The 18732-nt window shown below is 51.8% G+C and carries 18 protein-coding genes; 11 read left to right on the top strand and 7 right to left on the bottom strand.

The window, feature by feature from the left end:
• Positions 1–5: 5 nt before the first annotated feature.
• On the top strand, positions 6–641 hold the full coding sequence (pdxH, locus tag Q8M75_RS01010; RefSeq protein ID WP_305485253.1) for a pyridoxamine 5'-phosphate oxidase: 636 nt from the start codon (positions 6–8) through the stop codon (positions 639–641).
• Here the strand turns inward: pdxH and msrA are convergent.
• Positions 638–1198 carry a peptide-methionine (S)-S-oxide reductase MsrA gene (gene msrA, locus Q8M75_RS01015; RefSeq protein WP_305485255.1) on the bottom strand — a complete coding sequence of 187 codons (561 nt, stop codon included), beginning with the start codon at positions 1196–1198 and terminating at the stop codon, positions 638–640. The genes pdxH and msrA overlap by 4 nt on opposite strands.
• 72 nt (positions 1199–1270) lie before the next feature.
• Between msrA and Q8M75_RS01020 the strand changes: the two genes are divergently transcribed.
• Positions 1271–2689, top strand: a complete 1419-nt coding sequence (locus Q8M75_RS01020; protein ID WP_305485258.1) for an aldehyde dehydrogenase family protein — start codon at positions 1271–1273, stop codon at positions 2687–2689.
• Here the strand turns inward: Q8M75_RS01020 and leuE are convergent.
• On the bottom strand, positions 2669–3349 hold the full coding sequence (gene leuE, locus Q8M75_RS01025) for a leucine efflux protein LeuE (protein WP_305485260.1): 681 nt from the start codon (positions 3347–3349) through the stop codon (positions 2669–2671). The genes Q8M75_RS01020 and leuE overlap by 21 nt on opposite strands.
• A gap of 233 nt (positions 3350–3582) precedes the next feature.
• Here leuE and Q8M75_RS01030 point away from each other — a divergent pair, with 233 nt between their 5' ends.
• Complete coding sequence (locus Q8M75_RS01030) at positions 3583–5220, top strand: DEAD/DEAH box helicase (protein ID WP_305485263.1); 1638 nt, start codon at positions 3583–3585, stop codon at positions 5218–5220.
• A 2-nt stretch (positions 5221–5222) separates the two neighbouring features.
• The gene (locus Q8M75_RS01035) at positions 5223–5789 is read left to right on the top strand and encodes a chorismate lyase (RefSeq protein ID WP_305485265.1); all 567 of its coding nucleotides are present in this window, start codon (positions 5223–5225) and stop codon (positions 5787–5789) included.
• Here Q8M75_RS01035 and Q8M75_RS01040 read toward each other — a convergent pair.
• Both Q8M75_RS01040 and hemC read right to left on the bottom strand, forming a co-directional pair.
• Positions 5752–6612 (bottom strand): uroporphyrinogen-III synthase, encoded by an 861-nt coding sequence (locus tag Q8M75_RS01040; RefSeq protein WP_305485266.1) that lies wholly within the window; start codon positions 6610–6612, stop codon positions 5752–5754. The two genes, Q8M75_RS01035 and Q8M75_RS01040, sit on opposite strands and share 38 nt — an antisense overlap.
• A 5-nt stretch (positions 6613–6617) precedes the next feature.
• The gene (gene hemC, locus Q8M75_RS01045) at positions 6618–7574 is read right to left on the bottom strand and encodes a hydroxymethylbilane synthase (protein WP_305485269.1); all 957 of its coding nucleotides are present in this window, start codon (positions 7572–7574) and stop codon (positions 6618–6620) included.
• A 42-nt stretch (positions 7575–7616) separates the two neighbouring features.
• Between hemC and argH the strand changes: the two genes are divergently transcribed.
• Genes argH through Q8M75_RS01060 form a run of 3 tightly spaced genes read left to right on the top strand, consistent with a single transcriptional unit; the run spans position 7617 to position 11146 of the window.
• Positions 7617–9041, top strand: a complete 1425-nt coding sequence (gene argH / locus Q8M75_RS01050; protein ID WP_305485271.1) for an argininosuccinate lyase — start codon at positions 7617–7619, stop codon at positions 9039–9041.
• 24 nt (positions 9042–9065) lie between these two features.
• Positions 9066–9617 (top strand): TRAP transporter small permease subunit, encoded by a 552-nt coding sequence (locus Q8M75_RS01055; protein ID WP_305485273.1) that lies wholly within the window; start codon positions 9066–9068, stop codon positions 9615–9617.
• Entirely contained in the window at positions 9614–11146 is a 1533-nt protein-coding gene (locus tag Q8M75_RS01060) for a TRAP transporter large permease subunit (protein ID WP_305485276.1), read from the top strand. Before Q8M75_RS01055 ends, Q8M75_RS01060 begins: the two co-directional genes overlap by 4 nt.
• A 2-nt stretch (positions 11147–11148) precedes the next feature.
• Here the strand turns inward: Q8M75_RS01060 and Q8M75_RS01065 are convergent, their stop codons facing one another.
• From Q8M75_RS01065 to Q8M75_RS01075, 3 genes are read right to left on the bottom strand one after another with little or no spacing between them, the layout of a single operon-like run.
• Entirely contained in the window at positions 11149–13404 is a 2256-nt protein-coding gene (locus Q8M75_RS01065; protein WP_305485278.1) for an arginine/lysine/ornithine decarboxylase, read from the bottom strand.
• Between the two features lie 29 nt (positions 13405–13433).
• Complete coding sequence (gene dcd, locus Q8M75_RS01070) at positions 13434–14000, bottom strand: dCTP deaminase (RefSeq protein ID WP_108468686.1); 567 nt, start codon at positions 13998–14000, stop codon at positions 13434–13436.
• Positions 14001–14041: 41 nt separating this feature from the next.
• A complete protein-coding gene (locus Q8M75_RS01075) occupies positions 14042–14884 on the bottom strand; it encodes a formate dehydrogenase accessory sulfurtransferase FdhD (RefSeq protein WP_305485282.1) in 843 nt (280 codons plus the stop codon).
• A 140-nt stretch (positions 14885–15024) separates the two neighbouring features.
• Between Q8M75_RS01075 and metG the strand changes: the two genes are divergently transcribed.
• The 4 genes from metG (at position 15025) to panC (ending at position 18703) form a co-directional block, all read left to right on the top strand.
• Positions 15025–16695 carry a methionine--tRNA ligase gene (gene metG, locus Q8M75_RS01080; protein ID WP_371131724.1) on the top strand — a complete coding sequence of 557 codons (1671 nt, stop codon included), beginning with the start codon at positions 15025–15027 and terminating at the stop codon, positions 16693–16695.
• A gap of 115 nt (positions 16696–16810) precedes the next feature.
• Positions 16811–16999, top strand: coding sequence for a DUF3460 family protein (locus Q8M75_RS01085; RefSeq protein ID WP_305485284.1), 189 nt, complete (start codon positions 16811–16813; stop codon positions 16997–16999).
• Entirely contained in the window at positions 16992–17855 is an 864-nt protein-coding gene (locus Q8M75_RS01090) for a ScpA family protein (protein ID WP_305485285.1), read from the top strand. The genes Q8M75_RS01085 and Q8M75_RS01090 overlap by 8 nt, the downstream gene beginning before the upstream one ends.
• On the top strand, positions 17852–18703 hold the full coding sequence (gene panC, locus Q8M75_RS01095; protein ID WP_305485287.1) for a pantoate--beta-alanine ligase: 852 nt from the start codon (positions 17852–17854) through the stop codon (positions 18701–18703). The genes Q8M75_RS01090 and panC overlap by 4 nt, the downstream gene beginning before the upstream one ends.
• Positions 18704–18732: the final 29 nt, after the last annotated feature.

Raw genomic sequence — 18732 nt, forward strand, 5'->3', positions numbered from 1 at the left:
AAAACATGGAATCCATTGCTGAATTACGTAAAAACTACACCCGCGGCGAACTGTCTGAGCAAGACGTACCGCAGGAACCGTTCGGCCTTTTTCAGACTTGGTTCGAGCAAGCAGTCCAGGCACAATGCCCCGAGCCCAATGCAATGGCATTGGCAACCGCAAATCAAGCCGGCATTCCATCTGTCCGTATTGTCCTATTAAAAGCAGCCGACCACGGTAGTTTTACCTTCTTCACCAATTACGAAAGCCAAAAAGGCAAGGAGCTGGCTGCGCAGCCCCATGCATCCTTACTCTTTCATTGGCATGAGCTGGAGCGGCAGGTGCGCATTAACGGTACCGTTGAGCGCGTGAGCGCCGCTGAAAGCGATAGCTACTTTCATTCTAGGCCTCCAGCTTCACGCATTGGTGCATGGGCATCGCCGCAAAGCGCGGCCATTCCGAGTCGTGCGTTTCTAGAAGAGCAGGAGCGGCAATTTAAAGTGGAGCACGGTGATAACCCGCCTCGCCCACCGCATTGGGGCGGCTACCGCCTGACTCCAAATCAAATTGAATTTTGGCAAGGCAGGCCTTCGCGCTTACACGACCGCATTTGCTATAGCCGCAGCGATAGCGGCTGGTCGATTGCACGACTAGCACCTTAGTTAAAAGCAGGATTGATCAGGCTTTTTAAGGTAGCGCGGAACTTAGCGAGTTTTGGCGCAACAACCGCCATGCAATACCCTTGTCCCGGGTGCTGAACAAAATAATTCTGGTGGTAATCCTCGGCTGGATAAAAAATTGGGGCTGGGGCAATGATGGTGACAATCGGTCTTGGAAAGATTTTTTCATCGCCCAATTCTGCGACCATCGCTTGTGCCGTTGCCATTTGTGCATCGGATTGCGTGAAGATAACCGAGCGGTAACGCGCGCCCAAATCATGACCCTGGTAATTGAGGGTGGTGGGGTCGTGAATCACAAAAAAGATGGTGAGGATTTCCCGATAAGAAACGATCGCCGGATCAAACTGGATTTGCACAACTTCGGCATGGCCAGTAGTTTCCGAGCATACGGCTTCATAGTTTGGGTTTGTGTCGTGACCACCTGCATAGCCAGAAACAACCGAATGTACTCCGCGCACCTGCTGATAAACCGCCTCTAGGCACCAAAAGCAGCCGCCGCCCAGGGTTGCTGTCTCAAAAGTCATTTGTTTTTCGTTCATGGCTTTATCCTAATGCCTTATTGCTATATTTGCACAAACCCACTTAGACCCGTCAAACTGATATTGCCCTCTATGAATCGCCTGACCATCCAGCTTGATGAAATCCGCGCAGCCTATGCAGCGGAACCACACTCCACGATGGAGAAGCGCCTGGAGCGAATTGGCCGCGTAGAGGCAATGCTGCGCGCCAATGAAGAAAAGATTTGCAAAGCGGTTGCTGCTGACTTTGGTCACCGCCATCCGATGGAAACCCAACTGGCAGAACTCAGTCAAATTTATCAGGCCTGCCGCTATACCAAAAAACACCTCAAAGAATGGCTCAAACCCATTCATTTAGAGACGCCAGCCTACCTATCAAGCTCGACCGCTTGGATGCAAGCTCAGCCCAAGGGCATTGTGGGCATCATGAGTCCCTGGAACTACCCCATCTTGTTGGCGCTTGCGCCGGCCATTGCCGCATTGGCTGCAGGTAATCGGGTTTGGCTCAAACCATCGGAGCGCAGTAGCCGTACCTCGGGTTTTTTGGCGACCCTGATTCAGGAGTATTTTCATTTCACTGAATTTAATGTGACGACGGGTGATGCCAACACCGCAGCCGATTTTGCTGCCCTCCCCTTCGATCACCTGTTCTTTAGTGGCAGCACAGCCATCGGCAAAAAAGTGATGCGCGCCGCTGCCGACAATCTGGTGCCGGTGACTTTAGAGCTAGGTGGCAAGTCTCCTGCGCTCGTGGATACCTCAGCCAATTTACGTGATGCCGCGAGCAGTATTGTCTATGGCAAATTACTCAATAGCGGGCAGACCTGTATTGCACCAGACTATGTTTTAGTAGGAGAGAAACAACACGATGCGCTCCTTGCTGAAATCGTGAAGGCTGCACAAGCTCAATTTGGTAAACCCGAAATGCTCACGGGCCCAATTGATCCGGAGCAAACGGCGCGCTGGCATTTTTTAATCGACGATGCGATTGCCCATGGTGCAATAGCGACGCCTTTACTAGAAGCTAGTAGCGAGTCAGGGCGGGTTTTTGAACCGGTTGCACTGAGCAAGGTTTCTCCGGAATCTGCAGTGATGCAAGAAGAAATTTTCGGCCCCATTCTGCCGATCATCACAGTAAGTGATGGTGCGGCAAGCACAACGGCGATGATTGATTTCATCAACGCAGGAAGTTCACCTACGCCACTGGCACTCTACTGGTTTGGAAAAAATAAGGTGAATCTCAATCGCGTGATTGCCGATACCCGCTCTGGTGGTATCACCGTCAATGATGTGCTGTTGCATGCCGCATGCGATGGGATTCCCTTTGGTGGCATTGGGTCTAGCGGTATGGGCGCTTACCACGGCAAAGCCGGATTTGATGCCCTCAGTCACTACAAGCCAGTGCTTCAGGTGCGTGGTTTGTTTGGACTCAATTGGTTGCGCGGCACTAGCGCAGTCCATCCGCCCTATGGAAAAAAAGTAGCGCGTTTATTAAAGCAACTCAAGAAGTAAACGCAGACTAAAGGCAATAAAGAGTACTCCGGTTGCCAGCCATAGGCTGGCTGCAATCCGGGGATGCGCCTTTGCCAAGCCCAAGCAATGCTGACCCGCCGCAATCAGAGTGGCCAAATACGCCATGCTGATCAATTGGGTGACAACTGCAAGATAGAAAAAACCGAGCGCCGGCTGATGAAAGTCGGGATCAACGAATTGCGTAAAAAAAGAAATGAAAAAGAAAATGGCCTTGGGGTTCGTCAGCGCCAGAAGCAGTGCCGCTAAAAAAGGATGGAGGCGCAGGATTGCCTCGGCTTGTGGCAGGCTAGATGTGTTTGCAGTCGCTCCCTCAGCCTGCAAGCGTGCTAACCCGACTCGGATAATGCCAAGACCCAACCACGCTAAATAACCTGCGCCGAGGAGGCGAAGCATGGTGTAGATAAGGGGTGAGGATGCGAGTACGGTTGCTGCGCCCAAGGCAACACTGAGCATGATGATGGCATCGCCCACCACAATCCCAGCCGCTGCATAGATTCCTTTGCGCCACCCTTTTTCTGCGGATAAGGCTAAAACGTAGAGCGAATTGGGGCCTGGCAGCAAGATAATGAGGATCGCCCCCAGCAGATAACTGGGGAAGTGAATGATGCCGAAGTCTGATGAATGCAGTAAAAAGCCCATGAAACGATGATAATCAGATTAAACACCCTAGGGATTGCCCTTAGGGTGGAACCATGCCATAATGGAGGGCTTTTTGAAACATCGTCCCCAGCAATTTACATATTCAGCGAATCAGTTTAGTAGCAATAAACACACCGCTGCCGCTTGTCTGATGGTCGATGCCCTAGACCATCGCGCCCTTTAAAACACTGAGGCGCACAACCGGAGACATCCCCGATGGGGATGTGATTTGCATGACTTTTTTAAATGAAAACCACACTGGGTCAACTGACTCGCATTCCGATGTTCCTGCAGGCGAAAAAGTAACGGTATCTGTCGTTACTTCCAGCGCTAATGCATTTGCATCGTTTGGCTTAGCAGCCCCTCTCTTACAAAACGTTGCTGAATTGGGTTTTACCCAAGCCACTCCAGTACAAGCACAGGTTATTCCTGCAGCCTTGGCTGGCGGCGACCTCTTGGTCAGCAGCCAAACCGGTAGCGGCAAAACCGCTGCCTTTTTGCTTCCTTTATTGAATCAATTGCTGGCGAGCAACCCAAGCAATTCGCCTGTTCCTGGCCGCGCACAACCCAAAGTATTGGTACTGTGCCCAACCCGTGAACTAGCCCAACAAGTCGCTGCCGATGCCATTAACTTAGCCCGCGGCTTTAAAGGCATTCGGATTGCAACCGTGATGGGCGGTATGCCTTACGGCAAACAGATCCAAGCACTCAAAGGTGCATTGCTCGTCGTTGCAACCCCAGGTCGTTTACTCGACCTGAGCGACAGCCGTGCAATTCGCCTGGATGACGTCAAGCAACTCGTAATTGATGAAGCCGACCGCATGTTAGACATGGGTTTTGCAGATGACCTCGAGGCCATTGATGAGCGTTGCAAACAGCGCACTCAAACCCTGATGTTCTCAGCGACCTTTGCGCCTAAAGTGATGTCCTTGGCTACCCAATTGACCAATGATGCAAAGCGCATTGAACTGGCGCAAGCTGGTGATGTGCACTCCAACATTGAGCAAAAAATGCATTGGGCTGACAACATGGCGCACAAGCACCGCTTGTTAGAGCACCTCTTAACCGATCCTACTGTGGATCAAGCAGTGGTATTTGCAAGCACCCAAGTGGAAAGCGAAAAGATTGCTGACACCTTGCGTGCCAATGGTTACGAAGCAACTGCACTGCACGGCGCAATGCCACAAGCGGTTCGCATGCGTCGCCTCGAATCCCTGCGCAAAGGCCACACCAAGATTTTGGTTGCCACTGACGTTGCTGCGCGCGGCATTGATGTACCCCGCATCAGCCACGTGATTAACTTTGGCTTGCCAATGAAGCCAGAAGACTACACACACCGCATCGGTCGTACGGGTCGTGCTGGTCGTAACGGCATTGCTATTACCTTAGTTGAGCACCGTGATCGTGCCAAGATTCGGAACATCGAACGCTTTACCCAGCAAGACATTGTTGCTTCCGTGATTCCAGGTCTTGAGCCACAAGCCAAGCCTAGCTTTGGTGGTGGCGGTGGACGTCCTGGTAGCCGCTCGGGTGGCCGTCCTGGCGCACGCTCTGACTCGCGTCCTGGTAATCGCTCAGGTGGCCGTTTTGAATCCCGTTCGGGTGGCAGTCATTTTGAACAGCGCAGTGGCGGCGATTCCCGTCCAGCGCCACGCTTTGATTCCAAGCCAGCCGGTTTCTCAGGTGATTCCCGTCCAGCCAATCGTTTTGATTCCAAGCCAGCAGGTGCTCGCTCGGGCGATTCACGTCCTACCGATCGTTTTGATTCCAAGCCAGCAGGTGCTCGCTCCGGCGATTCACGCCCAACGGGTCCTCGCTTTGGCAAACCAAAAGCAGCGGGAAGCCAACGGAGATCCTTCGGCGGTAACTAAGCATGCTCCACCGCAATCGCCTCCGTTCTGTTTGGAATCGAGTCGGTTCCGGTGGAATTCACCTTGCCCCGCGACAGTGGCAAACGTGGCTTAGTGACACTGGTTCTTTAACGCGTAAACTCGAAGCGGCTTTTCAAAGTCGCATCGAGGTAAAAGTTTTAGCGGACTGTCTTCAAACCATCCATAGCGACGAAAGTCGCTTTTTTCATGGGCGCACCAAACGCTGTCGTGTACGGGAAGTGCTCTTACTCATCAATCAAGAGCCAGTTGTCATCGCCCGCAGCATCATCCCAATACTTACTGCAAGCGGTAGTAATCACGCCATCCTAAAGTTAGGTAAAAAGCCGCTGGGCGCTGTTTTATTTCAAGGCCGTAACCGCAATCGCAATCGACTTAGAACCCATCGTGAGATTACCCAATTGGATCGTCGCCATACCTTGTGGAAAGACTGTCAGCGTCGCTATTCGGAAATGCCGACCGGTTCATGGGCCAGAAGAACCCTTTACCACCTCAAGGGCCACCCCTTATTGGTTAATGAGGTTTTTTTGACTCTGCCTCCAGCCAAGTAATTGCAGCGCTAACTAAAGCAGCATCACCCGAGTGGCACTCTAGTACAACCCCAAAACCAATCTCGTGTGCGCTACGAGCGATGTTGTGATGCGGGCATAGTGCGCTTGCACTCGCTAAATAATCTTGACGGCACTGCTGTTTTAAAACTGCACCTAAATGCCGCACTGCTTCAGACGAAGTGAGGATCCAAAGCGCGCTATCCGTATCTGCATTGAGGACCTTCTCCCATTGGGGGCTAGATTCACTTAGCGGTATGCGCGAATACACCGCAATTGCCTCAACCTGCGCCCCAACCGATTGCAATTGGTCTGCTAGCCACTCGCGACCACCATCACCCCGAAATACCACGACCCGTCGGCCTGCCCAGCTCGGAAAGCGATTTTGAATCTCCTTCCATAGCCCTTCGGAATCCCACTGCGCGGGATTGCCTGGCATCCAGATGGGGGTGGGTAGATTGACTTCTCTGCCGATGCCATGACGCTCAAGTGCGTGGTAACTACTTTGGCCCACCACTCCAATCGGAATGGGGCGCTGTGCGATCGACTGCCAATCATCGCCCAACAATCGCATGGTGCACTCAATCGCATTCGGACTCACAAACACAGCCAAGTCGGCAGTCTGCATTGCAGTACGGATTGCAGCTGCAACATTCGGATCAGATTTGGGAACAATGGTTAAAAGCGGCAAGGCAAGAATCTGCGGCGCTTGCCAGCCCTGCTCAGGGTGTGAAGCCGCTATGCTTGCGATTGCTGTTTGGAGCGCCTCGGTTAGGGCGCTTGCTTGACCACTTGGCCGAGTGACAACCAGCGTAGTGGATTTCATGATGATTACGGCAGTAAGTCGCTCGCACCTTGGGCCATCAGGTCCTGCGCCACGGAGAGCCCCAGCGCTTCTGCATCGGCAACCGTTTTAATCGTGGCAGCAGCGCTAGCCAAACAAATCTGCGTGCCATCGACGCTCGCCACAAAGGAACGAATGCCTAACTGTGAGCCATTCCACTCGCCATGGGCTGCCAGAGGTACCTCGCATGAACCACCCAACTGGCGCGACACCATCCGCTCTGCCGAAACGGCAAGCAAAGTAGGCAGGTCATTCAGGGGGGCAAGCCAGGCCTGCATATCTGCCCGATTGCTGAGGGTTTCAATCCCGAGGGCGCCCTGACCTGCTGCGGGTGTGTAGGGATCAAGCGGCAAGAAGGCTTTAATACGACTCGCTAGGCCCAGGCGCTTTAAGCCAGCGGCAGCCAAAATAATCGCCTGATACTCACCACGGTCCAATTTACCCATGCGGGTGTCTAAGTTACCGCGCAAGGGTTGGATCTGCAGGTGGGGGAAATGCTTGCGCAGGATAGCCTCACGGCGCAGGCTGGAGGTACCGACAACGGCGCCATGTGGCAACTCATCCAGTGAAGCGTAATCGTTCGAAACAAAGGCATCGCGCGCATCTTCACGGCTCATCACGCACGTTAAAGCAAAGCCGTCCGGCATATCCATCGGCATGTCTTTGAGGGAATGGACCGCCAAATCGGCTCTTCCATCGGCTAAAGCAGTCTCAAGCTCTTTTACAAATAGGCCTTTACCGCCCACTTTAGAGAGCGCACGGTCCAAAATTTGGTCACCACGGGTGGTCATTCCTAAAATCTCGACCTGGCAGTCGGGATAAAGGCTTTTTAGGCAATCGCGCAGGTGCTCAGCCTGCCACATGGCTAGGCGACTCTCTCGGGAGGCAATCACTAAACGCGCTGGGGCGAGGGGGAAAGGGGCAGAATTCGGGTGTTGGGACATAACATTTAAAATAGAGATGACTGACACCAATATACTGCCTTTATGAGCTCCTCTAAAAATTCCCTGGCCAACAAGGCCCAAGCGTGGTCGGCGCGCTTTGCCGAACCGGTCGACGAACTGGTCCAGCGCTATACCGCCTCCATTGGGTTTGACCACCGCTTTGCCCTGGTCGATATCGAGGGCTCCTTGGCCCACGCCGAAATGCTGGCCACCCAAAAAATCATCAGCGCCGCCGATTTAGCGGACATTCAAAAGGGAATGGCCCAAATCAAAGGAGAAATCGAAGCCGGGCAGTTTGAGTGGCAGCTGGCCCTAGAGGATGTTCACCTCAATATCGAGGCCCGCCTGACCGCCCTCATTGGCGATGCGGGTAAGCGCCTGCATACCGGACGTTCACGTAATGACCAAGTGGCGACCGATTTGCGTTTATGGCTACGGAGCAACATCGATGAGATTCAGGTTTCCCTAACAGCATTACGTTCCGCTTTACTGAATCTGGCAGAGACGCATGCAGCCACCATCATGCCGGGCCACACCCATTTACAGGTTGCTCAGCCAATCACCTTTGGCCATCACCTCATGGCCTATTTTGAGATGTTTAGTCGCGATGCCAGCCGCCTAGCCGATTGCCGCAAGCGCATGAATCGCCTACCGCTGGGGGCAGCCGCCTTAGCCGGAACCAGCTACCCAATTGATCGTGAGTGGGTGGCACAGAAGCTGGGCTTTGATGGTATCTGCACCAACTCCTTGGATGCCGTATCGGATCGGGATTTTGCGATTGAGTTTTGCGCCTTTTCGGCAACGCTGATGATGCACGTCTCGCGCCTATCGGAAGAGCTCATCCTATGGCTCAGCCCACGCTTTGGTTTTATTGATTTGCCCGATCGGTTCTGTACGGGTAGCTCAATCATGCCGCAAAAGAAAAATCCCGACGTGCCTGAACTGGCCCGCGGCAAAACCGGTCGTGTGTATGGCGATTTGATTGCCTTGCTGACCCTCATGAAAAGCCAGCCCTTGGCTTACAACAAAGATAATCAAGAAGACAAAGAACCCTTGTTTGATGCGGTCGATACCGTGCAAGATACCTTGCGTATTTTTGCCGACATGATTCCGCACATCGTGGTTCAAAAGGCAGTGATGCAAGCAGCAGCAGAAGAAGGCTTTGCTACCGCCACTGATTTAGCCGACTATTTGGTCAAAAAGGGCTTAGCGTTTCGGGACGCGCATGAGGCTGTGGCTCATGCCGTTAAAGCCTGCGTTGGTCGCAAATGTAACCTAACGGACCTGAGCTTATCCGAGCTCCGCTTTGCCTGCGGCTTGGATACCAGAGCCGATCTGATTGGCGAGGATGTGTTCCCCTTATTGACCGTCACTGGATCAGTACAGTCGCGCCAGCATCCGGGTGGTACTGCGCCACAACAAGTCTTGGCGGCCGTTCAGCGTGGCCGCGCCGAACTCAAACTCTAGTTACCGCTTTTTTCAGTAACGGTGATGGCTTTTTGGCAGCGCATCTCCTCTAGCATCGATAGTGTCAATGCCTGGCTTGGGAAGGCTGCGAGTATCTTCATTTTGCTTTCCTGTGTGATTTCAGCAGGCAATGCAATCATGCGCTACGGCTTTGATCTCAGCGATAACTGGCCCTTGGAATTGCAATGGTATTTGTTTGCCGCAGCGGTGATGCTCGGTGCCTCCTATACCTTAAAGCGCAATGAGCATGTCCGTGTCGATTTGATTTACGCTCGCCTCTCAGATCGCGGCCGCATCTGGGTCGATCTATTTGGCCTGAGCTTCTTTTTAATGCCAGCCTGCATCTTGTTTACCTGGCTATCCTGGACCTCCTTGTTCTACCCCTCACTGTTATCTCTTGAGCATTCGATTAATTCGGGTGGGCTCTTGCGCTACCCGATTAAGTTTGTCGTGCCGATGGGGTTTTTCATGCTGTGCTTACAGGGCCTGTCTGAAATCATCAAGCGCATTGCTTTACTGCAAGGTAATACACTGGGCGCCCCTGCCCTTACTGCTTACGAGAAGCCAAAACAATGATCTCCGTAGAGTGGATGCCGCCCCTGATGTTTGCTGGCCTGATTGTCTTTATGTTGATCGGCTTTCCAGTGGCGTTTTCCTTGATGGCTGCCGGACTTTTCTTTGGTGTCATTGCGATCAGCCAAGGCTTTTTTGATCTCGTCTTTTTACAAGCCATACCGCAGCGTATTTTTGGTGGCGTACTAGCCAACGACTTATTGCTAGCGATCCCATTCTTCACCTTTATGGGGGCCATTCTGGAGCGCTGCGGCCTTGCAGAAGAAATGCTCGAGTCCATGAGTCAATTGTTTGGACGGATACGCGGCGGACTAGGATATTCGGTCATCATCGTGGGCTTTGTGCTGGGCGCAATCACGGGCACAGTCGCGGCCCAAGTCATTGCGATGGCCATGATCTCCTTGCCCATCATGATCCGCTATGGCTACAACATGCGCTATGCCACTGGCGTATTAGCAGCCTCTGGCACGATTACCCAATTGGTACCGCCATCCCTTGTATTGATTGTGCTCGCCGATCAACTCAAAACGCAAACCGGCAGTGCCGATGTCGGCAACATGTACTTGGGAGCCTGGGGTCCATCCTTGATTCAGATTGGGCTTTTCGCGCTCTACACCTTTGCGCTCACACGCCTTAAACCAGATTGGCTACCGGCAGCACCATTAAGTGATGTGCAAACCAACGGCTGGGTGCTGTGGAAAAAATGCCTGCTCGGCATTATTCCATCTGCCGTTTTAATCTTTTTAGTCTTAGGCACCATTTTGCTCGGTATCGCCACTCCCACGGAGTCCGGTGCAATGGGTGCAATGGGGGCTCTGTTACTCGCCTGGCTACGGCGCAGCAAAATTGCTAATCTCAAAAAACAAATTACCGAGTCCTATCAAAACACCATGCGCCTGACCTCGATGGTGATCTTTATTTTGATTGGATCCACCTGCTTCTCAGTGGTATTTCAGGGAGTGGATGGCGGCGTGTGGGTGGAGCACCTCTTTGCCAATATTCCCGGCGGCTGGATTGGATTTTTGATTGTGGTGAACATCCTGGTCTTTTTCTTGGCCTTCTTTTTAGACTTCTTTGAGATTGCCTTCATCATCGTCCCCTTGCTAGCGCCCGTCGCCGAAAAAATGCTTGCGCCGGTTTTACTCGGCGCCATGGATGGCAATCTGCAAGCTGCCGGCAATGCGGCCCTCGTGTGGTTTGGCGTCATGCTCTGCGTCAATATGCAGACATCCTTTATGCACCCGCCCTTTGGCTTTGCCCTATTTTATCTTCGTGGAGTTGCGCCTAAAGAGGTCAAAAGCAGTGACATCTACTGGGGCGCTCTACCGTGGGTTGGTTTGCAACTCATCATGGTTGGCCTCGTGATTGCATTTCCGGCACTGGTCACTACGTTCTTGGATAAACCGCCTCCCGTCGCAATCAATTCAGAGTTTGACTTTACGAGCGGGCAAAGTGGTGAGGGAGATAAGGCCTCCCCCAAAGCAGATGAGAATGCGCCAGTCCGCTTTGAGCTTGAAAAACCCAGCCGATAATCTTATTTTTCTAAACGCACGCAATCGACATAGTATTCGCTGCGACCATCCACCTCGGTTTTTACGAGACCATGGATATCGGTCTCAAAACCAGGAAACTGCGCATTAAAGTCGCGCGCAAAGTACAGATAGTCGACGATGCGTTTATTAAAGCGCTCGCCCGGAATCAGCAAGGGAATGCCAGGTGGATAGGGCGTAACCAACATCGCGGTAACGCGCCCTTCAAGCTGATCTAAAGGTACGCGATCGACTTTTTTGTGCGCCATTTGCGCCCATGCATCCGAGGGCATCATTGCCGGTACCATGTCGGAGGTATACATCTCGGTCGTCATGCGCGCAACATCACGGCCTTTATAGAAGGCATGAATTTGCTGGCAAATGTCATTTAGGCCAACCCGCTCATAGCGTGGGTGCTTAGCCACAAACTCCGGCAATACTTTCCAGAGTGGCGCATTTTTATCAAAGTGATCTTTAAATTGCTGTAGCTCGGTTACCAAGGTATTCCAGCGACCCTTGGTAATGCCAATGGTAAACATAATGAAGAAGGAATACAGCCCGCATTTCTCAACAATAATGCCGTGCTCAGCCAGATACTTGGTGACGATGCTCGCGGGTATACCAGTTGTGCCAAAGTTGCCTTCAATATCAAGGCCAGGGGTAACGATGGTAGCCTTGATGGGGTCCAGCATATTGAAGTCGTTCGCCAACTTACCAAAATCATGCCAGCTAGCGTTGGGCTCTAAAACCCAGTCACTGCGCTCACCAATCCCATCTTCGGCCAAATGATCAGGGCCCCAGACCTTAAACCACCAGTCAGCACCAAATTGCTCATCGACCTCCCGCATGGCTCTGCGGAAATCCATCGCCTCCGCAATCGATTCTTCCACTAAGGTGGTTCCGCCGGGGGCTTCCATCATCGCAGCCGACACATCGCACGAGGCAATGATGGCGTACTGTGGACTGGTGGAGGTGTGCATCAAATACGCTTCATTAAAGCAATCGCGATCCAATTTATGCTCATCCGCATCTTGCACCAAGACTTGCGATGCTTGCGATAAGCCAGCCAACAGTTTGTGGGTTGATTGGGTTGCGAACATCAAGCTTTTCTTAGTTCGCTTGCGGTCTGCGCCAATCGCATGCATGTCTTTATAGAATGGATGGAAGGCCGCATGCGGTAACCATGCCTCATCGAAATGCAAGGAATCCACCTTGCCGTCGAGCATCTCTTTAATCATCTCGACGTTATAAATAATGCCGTCATAGGTACTTTGCGTGAGGGTCATCACGCGGGGTATGGCGTTTTTGTCTTGAATAAAAGGGTTGGCATCGATTTTCTTTTTAATGTTCGCCCATTCAAACTCTTCCTTCGGAATCGGGCCAATGATGCCAAGATGGTTACGCGTTGGCATCAGGAAAATCGGAATCGCGCCCATCATCGTGATCGAATGAATCACCGATTTATGGCAATTGCGATCAACTAAAACAATGTCACCCGGGGCAACGGTCGAGTGCCAAACAATCTTGTTGGACGTGGACGTGCCATTGGTGACAAAAAACAAGTGATCGGCATTGAAAATTCGCGCGGCATTGTGTTCGCTGGCTAGAACTGGGCCGGTGTGGTCAAGCAACTGACCTAATTCTTCAACGGCATTACATACGTCGGCGCGCAGCATATTCTCACCAAAGAATTGATGAAACATGCGGCCCACTGGACTTTTAAGGAAAGCAACACCGCCCGAGTGGCCGGGGCAATGCCAGGAATACGAGCCTTCAGACGCGTAATGTGTCAGGGCACGGAAGAAGGGAGGCGCTAATGAGTCGAGGTAGACCTTCGCTTCGCGGATGATGTGGCGCGCCACAAATTCTGGCGTGTCTTCATTCATATGAATGAAGCCATGCAACTCACGCAAAATATCATTGGGCATGTGGCGTGAGGTACGGGTCTCGCCATACAAGAAAATTGGAATGTCTTCATTGCGCTTACGCACTTCGGCAACAAAGGCGCGCAGGTTATTCAAAGCGGGCAAATCATTGTCTTCGGTATCGCTGATGAACTCCTCATCATCAATCGATAAAACAAAACAGGAGGCGCGCGAGGCTTGCTGTGCGAATGACGTTAAGTCCCCATAACTCGTTAGGCCAATCACTTCGATGCCCTCGCCTTCGATGGCTAAAGCCAGGTCGCGAATACCGGAACCTGAAATATTTTCAGAGCGAAAGTCCTCATCAATAATGATGATTGGGAAACGAAATTTCATGTGTGCCTTTGGAAAATTGCCTAATGCAATTAGGTCTTCGGTAGCGTAACGCCCTGCTGCCCTTGGTACTTGCCGCCGCGGTCCTTGTACGAGGTCCCGCAAACTTCATCGCTTTCAAAAAAGAGGACTTGAGCACACCCCTCGCCCGCATAGATTTTTGCTGGCAGTGGCGTGGTGTTTGAAAACTCGAGGGTGACATACCCTTCCCACTCAGGCTCAAATGGAGTGACGTTCACAATAATGCCGCAGCGTGCATACGTGCTCTTACCAACGCAGATCGTCAGAACGCTGCGTGGGATTTTGAAGTATTCGACCGTACGGGCCAGAGCAAAGGAGTTGGGCGGAATAATGCACACATCTCCTTGAAAATCCACAAAGGATTTTTCATCGAAATGCTTTGGGTCCACAATCGTGCTGTTGATGTTGGTGAAGATCTTGAATTCATTTGCACAACGAATGTCGTAACCGTAGCTCGAGGTACCGTAGCTCACGATTTTTTGTCCAGCGGCGTCTTGGCGGATTTGGCCAGGCTCAAACGGGCTGATCATGCCCTCTTCGGCCATACGGCGAATCCAGTGGTCGGATTTAATAGTCATGGCGGAATTGTAAAACCAACCTGACCCCGAAGACCATCTATTTACTGCTTGGGCGGACTAAAAACAACCCGCTCAGGGGCGTTGTAAATCTCAAAATGGGTTCCAGAGCAACGTGACAGAAGCGTCAGGTGGGTCTTTCGGGCAAGCTCAAGGCCCATCTGGGTTACACCGGAACGCGTCAGTAGAAAGGGGATGCCCATCTGCGCACCCTTAATGACCATCTCCGAGGTTAAGCGCCCGGTCGTAAAAAACACCAAATCCCGACCCGCCTTGTCAGCCAGCCACATCAGCCCAGAAATCGAGTCCACTGCATTGTGGCGGCCCACGTCCTCAATAAAGTGGAGCAATTCCACCTGATCCTCGCCCTTGCGCTCAAATACAGCGCAGGCATGCACTGAGCCGGATTTCTTGTAGATGGTGTCATGCTGGCGAATTTGGTCGATGAGGTCCACAATCGCCGCCTGATTCAAGGTGGGGCCATCCGCCAGGCGGATTTGCTCCATTTCCTCGATTAAGCCGCCAAACATCGTGCCCTGTCCGCAGCCGGTGGTCACAATGCGCTTACTGGTCATTTGATCGATATCGACGGTGCTGCGCCGGGTTTTGACTGCGGCTGAATCCGTTTCCCAGTCAACCTGAATGCTTTCGATGTCATCCGGCGATTCCACCAAACGCTGGTTACGCAAATAGCCCAGCACCAAGGCCTCAGGGGCGCTACCGAGGGTCATGAGGGTGACAAGCTCACGCTTGTCCAAATAAATCGTTAGCGAGCGCTCACCCGGTACATGGACGGTTTTATGACGGCCGGCCTCATCGATGATCTGGACCTCATGGATGAGAGGGACAGAAGCATTGGACATCGCAATTCGGGGATTTACTGCCATACACGTCTTCCTTGATTCATTCTTGTCATTTTAAATGCGAGCTTTACTTTAACCGCAGTCTAAAATCCATGCTCTAGCAGCATAATTCACCCGATAAGCCTAATTTTGCCTTTTTACCCAAACCGTACCCCGCCTACAGTATGAGTCGTTCGCCACGCCGCCTTTTAGTTACCTCTGCCCTGCCTTATGCCAATGGGCAGATTCACATTGGCCATTTGGTGGAATACATTCAAACCGATATTTGGGTTCGCTATCAACGGATGCAGGGTCACGAAGTGCATTACATGGGAGCAGATGACACCCATGGCACCCCCATCATGCTGCGCGCCGAGAAAGAGGGACTGACCCCCAAAGAGTTAATTGCTAAGGTCTGGCAAGAACATAAGCGCGACTTTGATGCATTTTTAATCTCCTTCGATCACTACTACACCACCGATAGCCCAGAAAATGAAAAGTTGGCAGGAGATATTTACCTCAAGCTTCGTGACGCAGGTCTGATTGAAAAGCGCGCCATCGAGCAGGCCTACGATCCCGTAAAAGAAATGTTCCTCCCGGATCGCTTTATTAAAGGCAAGTGTCCTAAATGCAAAGCGCCCGATCAATATGGCGACTCCTGTGAAAAATGCGGCGCCACCTACGCGCCTACCGATTTAATTGATCCCTTCTCGGTCGTCAGTGGCGCGACACCGATTCGCAAAGTATCTGATCACTACTTCTTCAAGTTATCCGATCCCCGCTGTGAAACCTTCTTGCGCGACTGGACTCAGGTCCGCACACCACTGCAATCCGAAGCCCGCAACAAAATGAAAGAGTGGGTTGGGCAAGCTGGTGACAGTAAATTAGGTGATTGGGATATTTCGCGCGATGCCCCCTACTTTGGCTTTGAAATCCCCGATGCCCCTGGCAAGTATTTTTATGTCTGGCTCGATGCGCCCATTGGCTATTACGCCAGTTTCTTAAAATACTGCACTGACAAAGGTCTGGATTTTAATGAGTGGGTAAGAGCGGACAGCACAACTGAGCAGTACCACTTTATTGGCAAAGACATTTTGTATTTCCACACCTTGTTTTGGCCTGCTACCTTGCATTTCGCTGGCTACCGCACCCCCACCAACGTATTCGCGCACGGCTTTCTGACGGTCGACGGTGAAAAGATGAGTAAGTCACGTGGCACTCTGATCTCAGCCAACAGTGTCATTGAGTCGGGCTTTAATCCTGAGTGGTTCCGCTACTACTTTGCGACCAAGCTCAACGACAGCATGGAGGATCTTGACCTCAATCTGAGCGACTTCGTTGCACGGGTCAATAGTGACTTGATTGGCAAGTACATCAATATTGCGAGTCGCAGCGCTGGCTTTTTGGTGAAGCGTTTTGGTGGTGTGGTTGTGGACGATGCCATGCAACATCCCTTGCTGATGTCGATTCGATCAGCCAATACCAAGATTGCTGAACTGTATGAAGGACGCGAGTTTGCGAAAGCCGTTCGCGCCATTATGGAATTGGCAGATCAAGTCAACGCCTTTGTCGATGAAAACAAACCATGGGACATCGCCAAAGATCCCGAGCGCACAGCCGATCTTCAGGCAATTTGCAGCGTGACCTTGGAAGCATTTCGGTGTTTAAGTCTGTACCTCAAACCAGTATTGCCGCAGGTTGCTGCCGGTGTTGAACGTTTTTTATGTGTAGCGCCGATGGCCTGGAGCGACATCAATACACCCCTCTCTAGCCAGCAGCCCATCCTGCCCTATACCCATCTCATGAGCCGCGTTGAGCCGGCTCAAATTGACGCTCTATTAGCAGCCAATAGCTAAAAACGGGATGTCGACACAAATCTGACTTAGGCCATACAAAATCGTTAATAATGAGGGTTGCCCAGTTCCCTGGGATTTTATAAGTTATTGAATTTATTGAGAATTAAGTATCGATATGCGTAAATACCAATCTGACGTCACCGTATTTCTTGAAAAACTCAAAGCGGCTAAACCCACCTTGGAGCAAGAACAGCAAGCTGGGCGCGCCCTCCTTTGGGACAAAGAACCAGTCAGCCTTGATGAGCAGCGCCGCCTAAAGGCCGCCAAAGTGAAACAACGGGCCTACGTTTATTCCAATGAATGACCCCCTGGTTCAGCCGGTAGAGAGTTTGTTTGACAGCACGCCCTCGGTTACCGATGGCATGTCAGAGGCTTTTGCCAAGCTGTATGGCGAGCCCCTGTTTAAGCTCCCGACTGACCTGTATATTCCGCCCGATGCGCTCGAGGTTTTTCTAGAGGCGTTTGAAGGCCCACTCGATTTACTGCTCTACCTGATTCGCAAACAGAACTTCAATGTGCTGGACATTCCGATGGCACAGGTTACATCCCAGTACCTGACCTACATTGATCAAATTCGCCATACCAATTTAGAACTGGCTGCAGAGTATCTGCTGATGGCAGCCATGTTGATTGAAATCAAATCGCGCATGCTTCTGCCCATGAAAAAGGCTGATAGCGAAGAAGAGGTGGAAGATCCACGTGCCGAGTTGGTGCGCCGACTGCTTGAATACGAGCGTATGAAATTAGCGGCACAAGAGTTAGACCAGATTCCGCAGCAAGGGCGTGACTTCCAAATCGCCCACGGCTATGTCGATACAACGGTAGCAGTGACATGGCCCGAAGTTAATTTAGAAGACTTGCAAATGGCTTGGCGTGATGTATTGCACCGAGCAAAATTAAATCAGCACCACACCATCACCCGTGAAACCCTATCGGTGCGTGATTTTATGACGCGCATTTTGCGTCGCCTGCAAAGCACGCGCTTTGTTGAGTTCAGTGAATTGTTTGAAGATGCGATTGCATCTGGCAACGGCGTGCCTGTGGTGATTGTGAATTTCATTGCCATGCTCGAACTCTCACGGGAAGCCTTGGTAGAGATTACCCAAGCAGAGCCCTATGCACCCATTTACGTGCGCCTGGCCTACACCCCCAGCGCATGAAAATAATTAGCGATATCAATGAGTTACGTGATCATTTGCGGGGTCAAAATCGCGCCTCGTTTGTACCCACCATGGGCAATTTGCACGAAGGTCATTTATCGTTAATGCGCTTGGCGCGCCAACATGGCGATCCGGTAGTAGCGAGTATTTTTGTCAACCGCTTGCAATTTGGTCCGAACGAAGATTTTGATAGTTACCCTCGAACCATGCAGGCTGACATCGACAAGCTTGAAAAAGAAGGGGTCTACATTTTATTTGCCCCGACTGAAAAAGACCTCTATCCACAACCCCAAGAATACCGCGTCGATCCACCCCAACAACTTGGGGATATTCTTGAAGGTGAGTTCAGGCCCGGCTTTTTTAAGGGTGTCTGTACGGTTGTTTTAAAACTCTTTTCCTGTGTGCAGCCCCGAGTTGCGGTCTTTGGAAAAAAGGATTACCAGCAGCTGATGATCGTTCGGCAGATGGCGAGTCAATTTGCCTTACCGGTTGATATTGTCCCAGCTGAAACCGTTCGTGCTGAAGATGGATTAGCCCTGTCTTCGCGCAACATCTATCTTTCGGCAAGCGAGCGCGCCGAAGCCCCTGCACTGCAACGCCAGTTAAGTATGATGCGGGAACAAGTCCTTGGTCTCAAGGAAAAGACAGTAAGTGCGCTCATGGATATCGAGGCGAACGCCTTGACGCAAATGCAGGTGCGGGGATGGCAGCCGGACTACATGGCGATTCGCCAACAGCGGGATTTGGCCAAACCAACGCAAGCCGATTTGGATGGCGGTCAACCGCTCGTGATTGTGACCGCTGCTAAGCTTGGCAAAACCCGCCTGATTGATAACTTAGAAATCTAAGCCTAATACTCCGGGCCTATTTCGCTTTT

Origin of the sequence: Polynucleobacter sp., assembly GCF_030693775.1 — a bacterium.
Taxonomy (GTDB): domain Bacteria; phylum Pseudomonadota; class Gammaproteobacteria; order Burkholderiales; family Burkholderiaceae; genus Polynucleobacter.

What these genes read in the sequence shown, in the direction of transcription:
- Q8M75_RS01085 (WP_305485284.1), top strand. Translation starts at nt 16,811, where the DNA reads ATGCGTAAATACCAATCTGACGTCACCGTATTTCTTGAAAAACTCAAA.
- Q8M75_RS01030 (WP_305485263.1), top strand. Translation starts at nt 3,583, where the DNA reads ATGACTTTTTTAAATGAAAACCACACTGGGTCAACTGACTCGCATTCC.
- Q8M75_RS01040 (WP_305485266.1), bottom strand. Translation starts at nt 6,612, where the DNA reads ATGAAATCCACTACGCTGGTTGTCACTCGGCCAAGTGGTCAAGCAAGC.
- panC (WP_305485287.1), top strand. Translation starts at nt 17,852, where the DNA reads ATGAAAATAATTAGCGATATCAATGAGTTACGTGATCATTTGCGGGGT.
- msrA (WP_305485255.1), bottom strand. Translation starts at nt 1,198, where the DNA reads ATGAACGAAAAACAAATGACTTTTGAGACAGCAACCCTGGGCGGCGGC.
- metG (WP_371131724.1), top strand. Translation starts at nt 15,025, where the DNA reads ATGAGTCGTTCGCCACGCCGCCTTTTAGTTACCTCTGCCCTGCCTTAT.
- Q8M75_RS01055 (WP_305485273.1), top strand. Translation starts at nt 9,066, where the DNA reads ATGGCTTTTTGGCAGCGCATCTCCTCTAGCATCGATAGTGTCAATGCC.
- dcd (WP_108468686.1), bottom strand. Translation starts at nt 14,000, where the DNA reads ATGACTATTAAATCCGACCACTGGATTCGCCGTATGGCCGAAGAGGGC.
- Q8M75_RS01060 (WP_305485276.1), top strand. Translation starts at nt 9,614, where the DNA reads ATGATCTCCGTAGAGTGGATGCCGCCCCTGATGTTTGCTGGCCTGATT.
- Q8M75_RS01065 (WP_305485278.1), bottom strand. Translation starts at nt 13,404, where the DNA reads ATGAAATTTCGTTTCCCAATCATCATTATTGATGAGGACTTTCGCTCT.
- Q8M75_RS01020 (WP_305485258.1), top strand. Translation starts at nt 1,271, where the DNA reads ATGAATCGCCTGACCATCCAGCTTGATGAAATCCGCGCAGCCTATGCA.
- Q8M75_RS01035 (WP_305485265.1), top strand. Translation starts at nt 5,223, where the DNA reads ATGCTCCACCGCAATCGCCTCCGTTCTGTTTGGAATCGAGTCGGTTCC.
- argH (WP_305485271.1), top strand. Translation starts at nt 7,617, where the DNA reads ATGAGCTCCTCTAAAAATTCCCTGGCCAACAAGGCCCAAGCGTGGTCG.
- pdxH (WP_305485253.1), top strand. Translation starts at nt 6, where the DNA reads ATGGAATCCATTGCTGAATTACGTAAAAACTACACCCGCGGCGAACTG.
- Q8M75_RS01090 (WP_305485285.1), top strand. Translation starts at nt 16,992, where the DNA reads ATGAATGACCCCCTGGTTCAGCCGGTAGAGAGTTTGTTTGACAGCACG.
- hemC (WP_305485269.1), bottom strand. Translation starts at nt 7,574, where the DNA reads ATGTCCCAACACCCGAATTCTGCCCCTTTCCCCCTCGCCCCAGCGCGT.
- Q8M75_RS01075 (WP_305485282.1), bottom strand. Translation starts at nt 14,884, where the DNA reads ATGGCAGTAAATCCCCGAATTGCGATGTCCAATGCTTCTGTCCCTCTC.
- leuE (WP_305485260.1), bottom strand. Translation starts at nt 3,349, where the DNA reads ATGGGCTTTTTACTGCATTCATCAGACTTCGGCATCATTCACTTCCCC.